Source organism: Curtobacterium sp. MCBD17_030, assembly GCF_003224255.1.
Taxonomy (GTDB): domain Bacteria; phylum Actinomycetota; class Actinomycetes; order Actinomycetales; family Microbacteriaceae; genus Curtobacterium.
The window spans coordinates 18,141-32,001 of the sequence record NZ_QKLI01000007.1; the positions used below are offsets into that span (position 1 = coordinate 18,141).

Genomic DNA, 13,861 nt, shown 5'->3' on the forward strand with positions numbered 1-13,861 from the left:
GGTAGCGTGCACCGTCCGGAACCTGCCGGACCGGCGGCCAGGGACGGTCGTCGTCTCGGATCTCCGGAAGCGATCGCCGATGTCACGCCGCACCCCGACCCTCCTCGCCGTGTCCGCCGTGGTCGCGGCACTCGCCGTGACCGGCACGGGCCTGCCGGCGCAGGCATCGACCGCCGCCAGCGCGACCGCCGCCCCAGCGACCGCTGCGCCAGCGACCGCTGTGCCGGCCGCCGGTGGCGTCCCCGCACCCACCGACCCCACGGTCGGCGCGACCCCGGGTGACACCCCCGTCGACCTGACGCTGGTGCTCCGGCCGGTCGACCCGGCCGCGCTCGCCGCCCTGCCCGTGGCGACCACCGGGGACAGCGCCGCCCAGCGCGCGGACGCCGTGGAGGCCGTGGCCCCCGTCGACGACGCCCGGTCGCGCGCACGATCGGTCCTGACCGGCGCCGGCTTCACCGTGACCGACTCGGACACGTGGGAGGTCGAGGCGCACGGCACCGCTGCCCAGGCCGAGGCCCTGTTCGACGTGGGCCTGGTCGGCACCGGTGACGGCATGCACCCGACCGCGGAGCCGGCGCTGCCGCAGTCCTTCGGCGGGTCCGTCGTCTCGGTGCTCGGGCTCGATGCCCGCCCGGCGCTCGCCCATGCGGCCGTCCCCGCCGGGTACGCGCCCGCCGACCTCGCCGGCGCGTACCGGTCCTCGGGCTCGGCCACGGCGGGGGCCGGCGCGACGATCGCCACCGTGCAGTTCTCCGGGTGGGACCGCAACGACCTCAGCGCCTCCGCCGCAGCGACGGGGCGTCCACTGCCGGCGCTCGACCAGATCGCGGTCGCGGGAGCGGACCCACACGTCGGCGACGGTTCCCAGGGTGAGACCGAGGTCGCCCTCGACCAGCAGGCCCTGCTCGCCGTCGCCCCGGGAGCCCGGCAGCGCGTGTACGTGACGGAGAACTCGTTCCGGGGCAGCTACGACGCGTACAGCCGGATCGCGGACGAGGTGCGGACCGCCGGCATCACCGCGGTGAGCATCTCCTGGGGCAGTTGCGAGACGCAGACCCCCGCGGCGGCCCGGGCCGCACTCGACGCCGCCCTGGCGCGCATCGTCGCTGCCGGTGCCACCGTCTTCGCCGCCACCGGAGACGACGGCGCGCGCTGCCCGACCGGACCGACGACGACCATCCGCGACGTGTCGTACCCGGCGTCCTCGCCCGCGGTCGTCGGCGTCGGCGGTACCTCGCTCACGAAGACGGGGACGAAGACGGGGACCGCCTGGACCGAGGCGGGCTGGTCGAACTCCCTGGGTGGCGGCGGGGGCGGGACCTCGAGCGCCTACGCCAAGCCCGCGTGGCAGACCGGGACGGGCATCAGCGGAACGAAGCGCCTGCTGCCCGACGTCGCCGCACTCGCCGACCCGGCGAAGGGGCTCGGGGTGTACCTGTCGACCGCGCACGGGTTCGTGCTCGGTGGCGGGACCAGCCTGGCGTCCCCGGTGCTCGCCGGCCAGCTCGCGGTCGCGTTGACCGCCCGCGGGTGCGCCGCCGGCGTCGGTGACGTCCACCAGGCGCTCTACCGGAACCCGGCCGCGTTCCGCGACGTCGTCACCGGCGGCAACGGCACGGCGCGGGCAGCCCGCGGCTGGGACGCGGCGACCGGACTCGGATCGCCGAACTGGTCGGCCCTGGGGCGCGTGCTCCCGAAGGCCTCGGACTGCACGGCGCCGACCACGACCGCCGCCGCAGCCGGGGCGACCGCGACCTCGATCGCCTCCGGGAGCCGGACCGTGCCCGCCGGGACGTCGATCCACTCACCGTACGGGCAGTACTGGCTCGACCTGCAGGGCGACGGCTCGCTCGTCGAGTGGGGCAACGGTCGACGGCTGTGGCGGAGCAGCGGAACGGCCGCGGGCGCGGCGCTCCGACTCGACGCGACCGGTCGACTCGCCGTCGTCGCCCCGTCCGGTGCGGTCCTCTGGTCGACGTCGTCCCGGACCACCTCCGGCGGCGCCCGCCTGACCGTCGACGACGCCGGCGACGTGCGACTGACCGCCCGCGACGGGAAGCTCCTCTGGCACAACGGCGCACCGGGCACCGACCAGCTCGTGCCCGGCGCCACCCTCGTCGCCGGGCAGTCGATCCGGGACGCGAGCGGGACGCGGCGCTTCGGCGTCCGGTCGAACGGGCTCCTCGTCGCGAGTTCCGGCAGCACGCGCCTCTTCCAGAAGACCGGCGGTGGTGCGGGGTCGTCCCTGCTGCTCCTGCCGAACGGCGACCTCGTGCTCGCGGGGCCCCTCGGGACCACACGCTGGTCGACCGGCACGGGCCGGAAGGGTGGAGCCGGCGTCACGCTCCGGATGCAGTCGGACGGGAACGTCGTGCTCCGGAAGGGCACGTCGGCGATCTGGGCGAGCCGCACCCGGGGGTGACCCCGGCCAGGCCCCGGCCGGGCCCGACCGCCCCGGACCTACCCGGCGAGCAGCGTGAGCAGCCGGGCGGTCTCGGCGGCGACGGCGTCCCGGCCCGCGGCGACGTAGCGGCGCGGGTCGACCAGGTCCGGTCGTTCGTCGAGCACGTCGCGCAGCGCCCGGGTGAACAGCCCGTTCAGGTGCGTCGAGATGTTGATCTTCGTCATGCCCGCGCGGACCGCGCCCCGCAGCTCGTCGTCGGACAGCCCGGACGAGCCGTGCAGGACCAGGGGCACCGGGACGGAGGCCCGCAGCCGCTCCACGAGGTCACGGTCGACCGACGCCTCGCGCGTCTGCATCGCGTGCGACGTGCCGACGGCGACCGCCAGGGCGTCGACCCCGGTCGCCGCCACGAACGCGGCAGCGTCGGACGGGTCGGTGCGGACGCCGGGAGCGTGCACGCCGTCCTTGCCGCCGACCTCGCCGAGCTCGGCCTCGATCGCGATGCCCGCTGCGTGGCACCGGTCGGCCAGCGCCCGGGTCGCGGCGACGTTCGCGTCGTAGTCCAGGTGCGACCCGTCGTACATGATCGAGTCGACGCCGAGGTCGATGCCCGCGTGCACCAGTGCGGTGTCCTCGATGTGGTCCAGGTGCACGAGGACCTCCACGTCGGCGGCCCGCGCGACGGCCTGGGTCGCGGTGACGATCGGCGCCAGCCCGCCGTGGTAGCGGATGCAGTTCTCGCTGACCTGCAGCACCACGGGCAGGCCGGCCCGCTCGGCACCGGTGACGATCGCCTCGGCGTGCTCGAGCAGGACGACGTTGAACGCGCCGACACCCCGACGGGCGGTGCGTGCGGAATCGAGGAGGCCGGTGAGGGCGAGGGCGGTGGTCATGTGGGGCTCCCGGTTCGGTCGAGCTGGGTGGTGAATCGGTCGACGGCGGCGAGGTCGACCTCGCCCGCGACGGGGCGGAGGACCGCGGCGGCGCCGTACGCGGCTGCGGAGACCAGGGCGCGGTGGAGGACGTCGGGTGCGGTGACGTCGGCGGCCGTCCGGGGGCCCGGTGCGGTCAGCGCGAGGACGAGCCCGGCGGTGGCGGCGTCCCCGGCACCGGTCGGGTTGCCGTGCACGTCGGGCACCGCGGGGACGGTCACGACCGCGTCCGGCGTGTGGGCGGTGATGCCCGCCGATCCCGCGGAGACGACGACGACCCCGGCTCCGCGTGCGAGCAGGTCGAGGGCACCGGAGCGTTCGTCCCGCGCGCCCGTGGCGTCGAGGAGTTCCTCCCGGTTCGGCTTGCAGACCGTGGCGCCGGCTGCGGCCGCCTCGAGCAACGACGGCCCCGACAGGTCGGCGACGACGAGCAGGCCGGCGTCGACCGCGCCGCGGATCCAGGGCCGGACCACGCTCGGGTCGGTCCCGCGTGGCAGGGACCCGGACACCACGAGGGCGCTCGCAGCCGCCTGCGCGTTGCGCACGGCACCGGTCACGGCGGCCCATTCGTCCGCCGTCACCGCCGGCCCCGGCTCGCCGTACATCGTCGGGTGGACGTGGTCGTCGACGACGGTGACCGTGGTCCGGGTGTCGCCCACGACCGGCACGGCGGCCGTCGTGAGGCCGTCCCGCTGCAGCGCCGCGGCGACCCAGGCACCGCTCGTCCCGCCGAGCGGCAGGACGGAGGTCGTCGGCACCCCGGCGGCGTCGAGCACCCGGGCGACGTTGACGCCCTTCCCGCCGGGACGGCGGACGACGTCCAGGACGCGCTGGGTGACCCCGACGACCTGATCGGCGACGCGGTAGGTGACGTCGACCGCGGGGTTCGGGGTGACGACGACGATCACGCGGGGACCTCCAGGGCGGTGGGGCGGCCCTCCGGGTCGAGGACGACGAGGTCGGCAGCGGCACCGACGGTGAGGGGTGGACGCAGGCCGAGCAGGGCGGAGGCGCGCACGGACGAGGCAGCCACGGCCTCCCGGACGTCGGGACGAGCGGCGTCGTCGGGACGAGCGGTGAGGACCCGGGCGACGGCGTCACCGACGGTGATCGTGCTGCCGGCCAGCGATGACCCGTCGGCGAGCATCGCGACCCCGCCGTCGACCACGACGTCCGATCCGGCGATCCGGTAGGGCCCGTCGGCGCAGCCGGTGGCGGCCATCGCGTCCGAGACGAACACCAACCGGTGACCGGCAGCGCGGCGGACCAGGTCGACGGTGACCGGGTCGAGGTGGTGGCCGTCGACGATGCACTCCACGGTCAGGCGCTCGTCCGTCAGGGCGACCCCGACCGGACCGGGCTCACGGTGGTGCAGCGGCGGCATGCCGTTGAAGAGGTGGGTGACCAGGGTCGCACCGGCGTCGACCGCGCGCTGCACCTGCTCGGTGTCGGCGTCGGTGTGCCCGATCGCGGCGACGACGCCGGCGTCGACCAGATGGTGGATCGTCTCGATCGCACCGGGGAGTTCGGGGGCGAGCGTGACCACCCGGAGGGCCCCGCCTCCGGCGTCGACCAGGAGTTCGACCTCGGCGGGGGTCGGTGGGTGCAGCAGGGCGACCGCGTGCGCACCTCGTCGGGCAGGTGCGAGCCACGGGCCCTCGAGGTGCAGCCCGGCGAGCGTGCCGTCGACGACGAGCGGGCGCAGCCGGTGGAGCGCGGCGACCGTGTCCGGGACCGCCCCGGTCGCGATCGACGCGACCAGGTGCGCGGTACCGCGTCCGGCGTGGTGGGCGACGGCGGCGCGGGCCTCGTCGGCCGAGCACGAGGCGAAGTCGTGGCCGAGCGCGCCGTGTGCGTGCAGGTCGACGAAGCCCGGGACGACGGTGCCCGGGGCATCGACCACGCGGTCGTGTGCCGGTGCCGGTCCGGCGCCGACCGCGGCGACCCGACCGTCGCTGACCGCGATCCAGCCGTCGACCAGGTCGAGTTCCGCGGTGACCACCCGGGGGGCGCGGACGAGCGTCGTCACGCGGACACCGCGGTCGGGCCGTCGTCGACGCGCTGGTGACGGGCGGGGAGGTCGCGCCCCAGCAGCTCCCGTGCGAGGAGAGCGGCACCGATCGCGCCCGCGGCGTCACCGTGTCGTGCGCCGACGAGGGCCGGGACCCGGACGCCCACCAGCCGGTCGCTCAGCGCCGCGGTGAGGGGGTCGAGCAGCAGCGGACCGGACTGCGCCAGTCCGCCGCCGATGACCAGCGTGTGACACCCCGCGGCGGCCGTCAGCCAGGCGAGGGCGTCGGCGAGGACGCCGACGCAGTCGTCCCACACCTGGCGGGCGAGGAGCTCGCCGTTCTGGACGCGGAGCATCGCTGCGTGCGCGGTCGGCGCGTCGCTCCGGCGCGCGACGGCACCGGCCGAGGCGATCTCCTCGACCCGGAGGCCCGCGTGCGGACCGTGGACGATGCGGACCTGACCGATCTCGCCGGCCCAGCCGCCACCACTGACGACCCGACCGTCGACGACGAGGGCGCTCGCGAGCCCGGTGCCGACCGGGACGAACGCGACCGTGCCGTGGTCGAGCCCGCCGGCCTGCACCTCGGCGAGGGCCCCGGCGCGCACGTCGTGGCCGAACGCGAGCGGCACGTCGGTGCCCGTCGCCCGGAGCGCCGCGGCGACCCGTTGGCGGACCGGCACGTCCTGCCAGCCGAGGTTCACGGACAGCACCGAGCGGCCGCCGTCCTCGTCGACCACGCCGGGGACGACCAGGCCGACGGCGTCGAGTGCGACGCCGTGCTGTCCGGCGACCGAGCGCGCGTGCACGGCGAGCTCGGCCACGACGACGGCGAGGGCCTCGGCAGCGGGGTCGTCACGCGGGGTCGGGACGCGCTGCTCGCCGAGCAACCGTCCGTCGTCGGCGGTCAGTCGGGCCTTGATGCCCGTGCCGCCGACGTCGACCCCGAGCACTGCCCCGCGTGCGGTCATCAGGTGAGGATGACCGAACGGGTGAGCGAGCGCGGGTGGTCCGGGTCGAGACCGCGGCGCTCCGCCAGGGCGACGGCGAACCGGTGGACGACGACGAGTCCGGCGAGCGGGTCGAGGTCGTGGTGCACCAGGCGGGCTCCGGTGGCGGCGACCTCGTCGGCCAGACCGTCCGGCACCGAGCCGAGCGACCACACCAGGCGGCCGGGCTGCGCGATAGCGATCGGCCCGTGGCGGTAGTCCATCGCGGGGTACGACTCGGCCCAGAACTGTGCGGCCTCCCGGGTCTTCAGGGCGGCTTCGAACGTCAGGCCCACGGCGGCGCCACGGCCGACGAACGTGACCTGCTCGGCGCCGAGCAGGTCGTCGATCGGCAGCGTCAGCGCGGTCTCGGCCTGGACGGCGAGGGCCTCGACGTCGTCGCCGAGGGATGCGCGGAGCAGGGCGAGCGCGGTGGTGGCGAAGCGGGTCTGCACGACGGAGCGCTCGTCCGCGAACGGCAGCGCGACGACGTCGTCGGCGTCCGCTGCGGCCGGGCTGTCCGGCACCGCCGTGATCAGGACGGTGCGCTGGTCCGGCAGGGCGCGCAGGAGGTCGATGATCTCGGTGGTGGTGCCCGAGCGCGAGATGGTGACGACGCGGTCGTACTGGCGGCCGGCGGGGTACTCGGAGCCGGCGAAGGCGTCGGTCAGGCCGAGGCCCGCGGACTCACGGGCGACGGCGTAGCTCATCGCGATGAACCAGCTCGTGCCGCAGCCGATGACGGCGACGCGCTCGCCCGGCTGGGGGAGGACGTCGATGAACGAGGGCAGCAGTGCCGCGGCGGAGCGCCAGGAGGCCGGCTGCGATGCCAGCTCGTCGCCCACGAAGGTGTCGGACATGGTGTCCTTCCGGTCGGACCGATCCTTGGTGATCGGATATCGGCCAGCATGACGATCGATCGTGCTCGATGCAAGTGCAAAACGTCATTTCCGATCATGGAGCCCGCGGAGGAGCGCCCGTAGGATGACGCCATGACCCCGCAGCAGAGGCTCAACGCCCTCCTCGAGTTGGTGAGCGACCGCGGCAACGTCTCGATCACCGAGATCGGGGACGAGCTCGGGATCTCCGCGGCGACCGCCCGTCGCGACCTCGCCACGCTCGCTGACCAGCGTCTGGTCACCCGGACGCACGGCGGCGCCGCTGCCCTCGGTGCCGGGTACGAGCTGCCGCTGCAGTACAAGATCGCCCGCCAGGCCGAGGCGAAGACCGCGATCGCCCGGGCGACGGCCGCCCTCGTGGCACCCGGGGACACGGTCGGACTCAACGGCGGCACGACGACGACCGAGGTGGCGCGGGAACTCGGCAAGAGCGAGCGCTTCATCCGAGCCGACGGCGAGTACGGCATCACGATCGTCACGAACGCGCTGAACATCGGCTACGAGCTGTCCGTCCGCGCGAACGTCAAGATCGTCGTGACCGGCGGCGTCGCCCGTCGGCAGTCCTACGAGCTGATCGGGCCGCTGGTGCGGGACACGCTCGACGAGTTCGCCCTCGACGTCGTCGTCCTCGGCGTCGACGGTCTGACCGGGCAGTACGGCGCGACCACCATGCACGAGGGTGAAGCCGAGGTCAGTCGCCACTTCGCCTCGGTCGGCCGCCGGGTGATCGTGGTCGCCGACTCGACGAAGATCGAGCGCTCGACCTTCGCCCGCATCTGCCCGCTCGACCGCATCGACGTGCTCGTCACCGACCGGGACGTCCCGCCGCGGTTCGCCGCGGACCTGGCCGCCGCCGGCGCGGAGCTCGTCGTCGCGGACTGACCGGCACGTCCGGCGAGCACGTGCGTCGCCGCGCCCGACTCTCCGGGGCCTGCCCGACGCTCGCGAACCCGCCTCGCGCCGCCCGACCGAGCGCGGTCACGTTACCGGCGTGTTAAACCCTCGCATCACACTTCCGTGAGCGATCCGTGAGCGCATATTGTGCATTCATGATCGATTTGGCATCATGGCCGTCACAATCACGCAAGGGAGCGAGATGAGCATCACGAGCACGCGCACACTCCGAGTCGGCGTGGTCGGCATCGGCCAGCGGTCGTACATCGCGAACCACGTCGCCGCCGCCGGACTCGACGCCGACGGGGTCGACGCCCGGATCGTGGCCGCCGCCGACGTCACCGAGTCCGGCCGGCGACGAGCCGCCGAGGCCTGGCCGGACGCCACCGTCGTCGACGGACACCGCGCCTTGATCGGGACCGACGGTGCCCCGAACGCCGTCGACGCCGCGATCGTCACCACACCGGACTGGACCCACGCCGAGATCGCGATCGACCTGCTCCGCGCCGGCATCGCCGTCTACCTCGAGAAGCCCCTCGCCATCACGGTCGAGGACGCCGACGCCGTCCTCAACACCGCCGCCGAGACCGGCACCCCGCTCTACGTCGGCCACAACTTCCGCCACGCGGCCGTGGTGCGCCTGATGCTCGACGTGATCGCACGCGGCGAGATCGGCGAGGTCAAGGCCGTCTGGGTCCGCCACTTCGTCGGCAACGGCGGCGACTACTACTTCAAGGACTGGCACGCCGACCGCAGCCGCGTGAACTCGCTCCTGCTGCAGAAGGCCAGCCACGACCTCGACGTCGTGCACGCCCTCGCCGGTGCGTACACGAGCCGGGTCGTCGGGATGGGCTCGTTGTCCGTCTACGGCGACGTCACCGACCGCCGCGACCGCAGCGACGAACTGATGACCGACTGGTTCTCCTTCGACAACTGGCCGCCCGCCGAGCAGACCGGGCTGAACCCCGTCGTCGACGTCGAGGACGTGTCGATGGTCATGATGACCCTCGAGAACGGCGTGCAGGCCAGCTACGAGCAGTGCCACTTCACGCCCGACTACTGGCGCAACTACACGGTCATCGGCACCCACGGGCGCCTCGAGAACATCGGGGACACCGGCGGTGGCGTGGTCAAGGTGTGGAACCACCGTCGCAACTGGGACGTCGCCGGGGACGTCGAGTACCCGATCGACGGCGTCGAGGACGGCCACGCCGACGCCGACCTGCTCACCATGACCGAGTTCCTCCGCTCGCTGGCGTTCGGGGAGCCGACCACCCTGTCCCCGATCGCGGCCCGTGCGGCCGTCGCCGCCGGGGCACTCGCCACCCGCTCGCTCCGCAACGGCTCCGTCCCCATCGACGTGCCGCCCCTCCCCGACGCCACCCTCCGACACTTCGCGACCACTCCCGACCGCGACGACGTTCCCGAAAGGACCACCCGATGACCGCTCCAACCGCCCGTCCGGGCCGTGGCCGCCGCCGCGCACTGCTCGGTCTCGCAGCCGCCGTCAGCGCCGTCGCGCTCCTCGCCGGATGCAGCAGCCAGTCCTCAGCCGGGTCCTCGGACTCCGGTTCGGGCGAGGTCGCGAAGGACACCAAGGCGAACCTGACGTACGCCGTCTGGGACCAGAACCAGGTGAAGGCCATCAAGGCGAACATCAAGGGGTTCAACGAGGAGTACCCCGACATCAAGGTGAACGTCGACGTCACGCCGTACGCCAACTACTTCACGAAGCTGCAGACCCAGGGCTCGAGCAACACGCTCCCCGACCTCTTCTGGATGAACGGCCCGAACTTCCAGCTGTACGCAGGGAACGGCAAGCTCGCCCCGATCACCGGCGAGGTGAAGTCCGGCGCGATCGACCCGCAGAACTACTCGCCAGCGCTCAACAAGCTCTACACGTACGACGGCACCCAGTACGGCGTCCCGAAGGACTTCGACACCATCGGCGTCTGGATGAACAAGGCCCTGTTCGAGAAGGCCGGCGTGGCCATGCCGTCGAAGGACTGGACCTGGGACGACTTCCAGAAGACCGGCGCCGAGCTCTCCGAGAAGCTGAAGTCGGACGGCGCGTACGGCGCCGCCGCGGGCATGGACGGCCAGACCACCTACTACGACACGATCTTCCAGGCCGGCGGCTCCGTCATCGACGGGGACGAGTCGGAGTACGACACGAAGGCCGCGCAGGAGGGCATCGGCTTCTGGACCGACCTGATCAAGTCCGGCGCCTCGCCCTCGATCAAGCAGCTGACCGACACCACGGCGGACCAGTGGTTCACCTCCGGCAAGGTCGCGATGTACCAGGGTGGCAGCTGGTTCCGGTCGGCGCTGATCGGCTCCGACATGGAGAAGGACGTCGTCGCCTACCCGCTGCCGAAGGGCAAGGAGCAGGCGACCGTCATCCACGGCGTCTCGAACGTCGTCGCCGAGGGCTCGAAGGACAAGGCCGCCGCGCAGGCACTCCAGGCCTACCTGGCCAGCAAGCCCGCTCAGCAGCAGCAGGGTGACATGGGTGCCGTCATCCCCGCCTACACCGGCACGCAGGACGCCTTCACGAAGACCATGCCTGACGCCGACCTGCAGGTCTTCCTCGACGCGGTCGACTACGCCAAGCCGCTGCCGGTGTCGAAGAACACCGCCGCGTGGAACACCCTCGAGACGAACCTGCTGCCGAGTGCGTTCGACGGTTCCGAGCCCGTCGACCAGGTGACGAAGGAACTCGCCCAGAAGATGGACGCGGCACTCGCCAAGGAGTGACGACGAGCCGGCCGGTCGGGGCCCACGCCCGACCGGCCGGAACACGCACGTCCGCACCACCCGCTGCACCCAGCACCACCCGGACCACCCGATCCGACCGCCCTGGCCGAGGAGCGACCTGATGACGATCCACACCCAGCGACCCGACGCCGCGCAGGCGTCCCCGCCGCCCGAGACCCGCCCCGCCGACCCATCGCGGCCGACGCGGGCCCCACGCACCGACGGCTTCTGGCCGTGGCTGTTCGTGCTGCCGCTGCTCATCGGCGTCGGGACGTTCTTCATCTGGCCGATCCTGCAGACGTTCTACTACTCGTTCACGAGCTGGGGGGTGTTCGGCGGATCGAGTTTCACCGGGTTCGCGAACTACGCGCGTCTGCTGTCCGACCCGCAGCTGTACCAGTCGCTGTTCAACACGGTCGTCTACACGGTGATCGTGCTGCTCGGCATCCCGGTCGCGGTCTGGCTCGCGAGCCTGCTGAACACCCCGGGCCTGCGCTTCGCCCAGTTCTACCGGGTGCTGTTCTTCCTGCCGTACGTGGCGATGCCCGCCGCGATCGCGCTGGTCTGGCGCATCATGTTCAACGGTGACTTCGGCATCGTGAACTGGTTCCTCGGGCTGTTCGGCATCGACGGTCCGTACTGGATCTCGACCCCGGGCTTCGCGCTCGTCGCGGTCTCGCTGGTCGGGCTGTGGTCGTCGCTCGGTTTCTCGATGATCATCCTCGGCGCCGGGCTCAAGGACATCCCGCCGGAGCTGTACGAGGCCGCCGAGCTCGACGGGGCGAGCCGGTGGCGGCAGTTCCACTCGCTCACCGTGCCGCTGCTGACACCGAGCATCTTCTTCGTGCTCATCATCACGACGATCTCGAGCTTCCAGCTGTTCGACCTGCTCTACGCCATCCTCGGCTCCACCAACCCGGTGATCCCGAAGACGATGTCCCTCGTCTTCTACTTCTACAGCGCCGGGTTCATCGACAACGACAAGGGCTTCGCGGCTGCGATCGCGATGGTGATCTTCGTGCTCATCGGGATCATCACCGTCGTGCAGTTCCGGGTCCAGCGGAAGTGGGTCCAGTCATGACCGGCATCATCGAGGCGCACGGCAGCAAGCTGACGGCGGCGACGAAGGCCGCCAGCCGCACCCGGGTCCGTGCCGACGCCCGCCCCGGTCGCCGCGGCGGCAGCCACTGGTGGATCCACGTGGTGCTCGGCATCGGCGGGTTCGTGATGGCGTTCCCGTTCCTGTGGCAGATCATCATGGCGCTCTCCACGAACGCCCAGGTGACCGCGCCCACGCCGACCTTCTGGCCGGGTGAACTGCAGTGGGGTAACTTCGTCCGCGTCTTCGACCGCCTGCCCTTCCTCAGCCAACTCGGCACGTCGATCTGGGTGACCCTGATCCGTACCGCGGCGCAGATCGTGCTCTGCACCCTGGCCGGCTACGCCTTCGCCCGGATGCGGTTCCGGGGACGGGCCGTCATCCTCGGGATCGTCCTGTCGATCCTGCTGGTGCCGTCGCAGGTGTACCTGATCTCGCAGTACCAGATCGTGCAGGGGCTCGGCTGGCTCGACACCCTCGCCGGCATCGTCGCCCCCGGCCTGTTCAGCGCCTTCGGCACGTTCCTGATGCGGACCGCGTTCCTCAACATGCCGGCCGAGCTCGAGGAGGCCGCGCGCATGGACGGCGCGAACCCGTTCCAGACCTTCTGGCGGATCATGCTGCCGCTCGCCCGACCGTCGATCAGCGTGCTCGCGATCACGACCGTCCTGTGGTCCTGGAACGAGCTGCTCTGGCCGCTCGTCGTCTCGACCCGCGCCGAGGACATGCCGCTCGCGGCGGGCCTCGCCACCCTGTCGAGCGACCGGACCATCGACTACCCGCTGCTGATGGCGGCGAGCCTGATGGCGATGGCGCCGGTGCTCATCATGTTCATCGTGCTCCAGCGCCGGGTGATCGACGGGCTCGCCTCCTCCGGGCTCAAGTGAACGCGGCAGACGTCGGACGGGAGGCTCGCCCCGACCCCGTCGCGCTCCTCACCGCCGTCGTCGGCTCGCCAGGCGGGCCCGCGGGGCTGGCGCCGGCGCTCGAGGACGCTGTGCGACACTTCGGCCCGGAGGGGCGGGAGGCGGCTCTCCTCGCCGCCATCCGCGCGGTGCTCCCGGTCACCGAGCAGTGGCTCGTCACCCACGGCTGCAGCCCGGAGGACGCCGCGGCGAGCGTCGCCGACGTGGACCGCAAGGTCGACCGCTACGGCCTGGACGGCACCGGTCTGGACTGGCTCGTGCAGGTGGCGACCGGTCGCGTGGTGGCCGTGGGGCGTCTCCAGTTCGAGCGGGCCGCCCAGCTGCCGGATGGGACACCGGCGTGGGGGGTGCACGTGCCGGAGGTCGGACCGCTGGACCCGGACGCGTGCGACCGCTCCTTCGCGGCCGCGCCCGCGGTGCTCCGACGGCTCGACCCGGCGTCCATGGTCGAGACGTTCGTGTGCTCGTCGTGGTTGCTCGATCCCGAGGTCGCGGCCGTACTGGGGCCGTCGTCGAACACCGCGCGGTTCGCAGCCCGGTTCACGCTGCTGCCAGGACCCCCTGACCCGCACGAGTCGCACGAAGAGGGCGACGACTCGATGGCGAAGTTCGTCTTCGGCACCGACCTGGCGTCCGCGCGTCAGGCGGTGCCCACCGGCCGACTGCAGCGTGCCGTCCAGGAGCGGTGGGCCGCCGGCGGGCACTGGTCGGAGCGCACCGGGACCGCTCCGGTCGGCGTACCGTCACGGACATGAGCGCACCCGACCGAGACCACCTGGACGACGGCGTCGACATGACCTTCGAGGAGCGTCGCCACGACACCTTCCGTCGGATGTCGGGCTCCGACGAGCACGACGAGGCGCCGCGGGTCGAGGTCGAGGAGACCGAGTCCGGCGACGTCCGTATCGACATCGCCGACAGCGCCGCCGTCCGACCGGGCGACTGAG

The 13,861-nt window shown here is 72.8% G+C and carries 13 protein-coding genes; 8 read left to right on the forward strand and 5 right to left on the reverse strand.

The window, feature by feature from the left end:
* The first annotated feature begins 79 nt into the window (after positions 1-79).
* Positions 80-2,425, forward strand: coding sequence for a hypothetical protein (locus DEI89_RS08480; RefSeq protein WP_110903612.1), 2,346 nt, complete (start codon positions 80-82; stop codon positions 2,423-2,425).
* A gap of 38 nt (positions 2,426-2,463) precedes the next feature.
* Here the strand turns inward: DEI89_RS08480 and DEI89_RS08485 are convergent, their stop codons facing one another.
* From DEI89_RS08485 to DEI89_RS08505, 5 genes are read right to left on the reverse strand one after another with little or no spacing between them, the layout of a single operon-like run.
* Positions 2,464-3,300, reverse strand: coding sequence for a class II fructose-bisphosphate aldolase (locus DEI89_RS08485; RefSeq protein WP_110903613.1), 837 nt, complete (start codon positions 3,298-3,300; stop codon positions 2,464-2,466).
* Positions 3,297-4,247 carry a 1-phosphofructokinase family hexose kinase gene (locus DEI89_RS08490; RefSeq protein WP_110903614.1) on the reverse strand — a complete coding sequence of 317 codons (951 nt, stop codon included), beginning with the start codon at positions 4,245-4,247 and terminating at the stop codon, positions 3,297-3,299. The genes DEI89_RS08485 and DEI89_RS08490 overlap by 4 nt, the downstream gene beginning before the upstream one ends.
* Positions 4,244-5,368 (reverse strand): N-acetylglucosamine-6-phosphate deacetylase, encoded by a 1,125-nt coding sequence (locus tag DEI89_RS08495; RefSeq protein ID WP_110903615.1) that lies wholly within the window; start codon positions 5,366-5,368, stop codon positions 4,244-4,246. Before DEI89_RS08495 ends, DEI89_RS08490 begins: the two co-directional genes overlap by 4 nt.
* Positions 5,365-6,321 carry an ROK family protein gene (locus DEI89_RS08500; RefSeq protein WP_110903616.1) on the reverse strand — a complete coding sequence of 319 codons (957 nt, stop codon included), beginning with the start codon at positions 6,319-6,321 and terminating at the stop codon, positions 5,365-5,367. The genes DEI89_RS08495 and DEI89_RS08500 overlap by 4 nt, the downstream gene beginning before the upstream one ends.
* Entirely contained in the window at positions 6,321-7,199 is an 879-nt protein-coding gene (locus DEI89_RS08505; RefSeq protein WP_110903617.1) for an SIS domain-containing protein, read from the reverse strand. The genes DEI89_RS08500 and DEI89_RS08505 overlap by 1 nt, the downstream gene beginning before the upstream one ends.
* A 132-nt stretch (positions 7,200-7,331) precedes the next feature.
* Between DEI89_RS08505 and DEI89_RS08510 the strand changes: the two genes are divergently transcribed.
* The 7 genes from DEI89_RS08510 to DEI89_RS08540 all read left to right on the forward strand — a co-directional run bounded on the left by DEI89_RS08510 (position 7,332) and on the right by DEI89_RS08540 (position 13,860).
* Entirely contained in the window at positions 7,332-8,120 is a 789-nt protein-coding gene (locus DEI89_RS08510; RefSeq protein ID WP_110903618.1) for a DeoR/GlpR family DNA-binding transcription regulator, read from the forward strand.
* A 214-nt stretch (positions 8,121-8,334) separates the two neighbouring features.
* Positions 8,335-9,576, forward strand: a complete 1,242-nt coding sequence (locus tag DEI89_RS08515; RefSeq protein ID WP_110903619.1) for a Gfo/Idh/MocA family protein — start codon at positions 8,335-8,337, stop codon at positions 9,574-9,576.
* Complete coding sequence (locus DEI89_RS08520; protein ID WP_110903620.1) at positions 9,573-10,889, forward strand: sugar ABC transporter substrate-binding protein; 1,317 nt, start codon at positions 9,573-9,575, stop codon at positions 10,887-10,889. Before DEI89_RS08515 ends, DEI89_RS08520 begins: the two co-directional genes overlap by 4 nt.
* 121 nt (positions 10,890-11,010) lie before the next feature.
* On the forward strand, positions 11,011-11,970 hold the full coding sequence (locus DEI89_RS08525; RefSeq protein WP_110903621.1) for a carbohydrate ABC transporter permease: 960 nt from the start codon (positions 11,011-11,013) through the stop codon (positions 11,968-11,970).
* A complete protein-coding gene (locus DEI89_RS08530; protein WP_258368824.1) occupies positions 11,967-12,875 on the forward strand; it encodes a carbohydrate ABC transporter permease in 909 nt (302 codons plus the stop codon). Before DEI89_RS08525 ends, DEI89_RS08530 begins: the two co-directional genes overlap by 4 nt.
* On the forward strand, positions 12,872-13,669 hold the full coding sequence (locus tag DEI89_RS08535; RefSeq protein ID WP_110903622.1) for a hypothetical protein: 798 nt from the start codon (positions 12,872-12,874) through the stop codon (positions 13,667-13,669). Before DEI89_RS08530 ends, DEI89_RS08535 begins: the two co-directional genes overlap by 4 nt.
* Positions 13,666-13,860, forward strand: coding sequence for a multidrug transporter (locus tag DEI89_RS08540; protein WP_110903623.1), 195 nt, complete (start codon positions 13,666-13,668; stop codon positions 13,858-13,860). The genes DEI89_RS08535 and DEI89_RS08540 overlap by 4 nt, the downstream gene beginning before the upstream one ends.
* The last annotated feature ends 1 nt before the right edge of the window (position 13,861 follow it).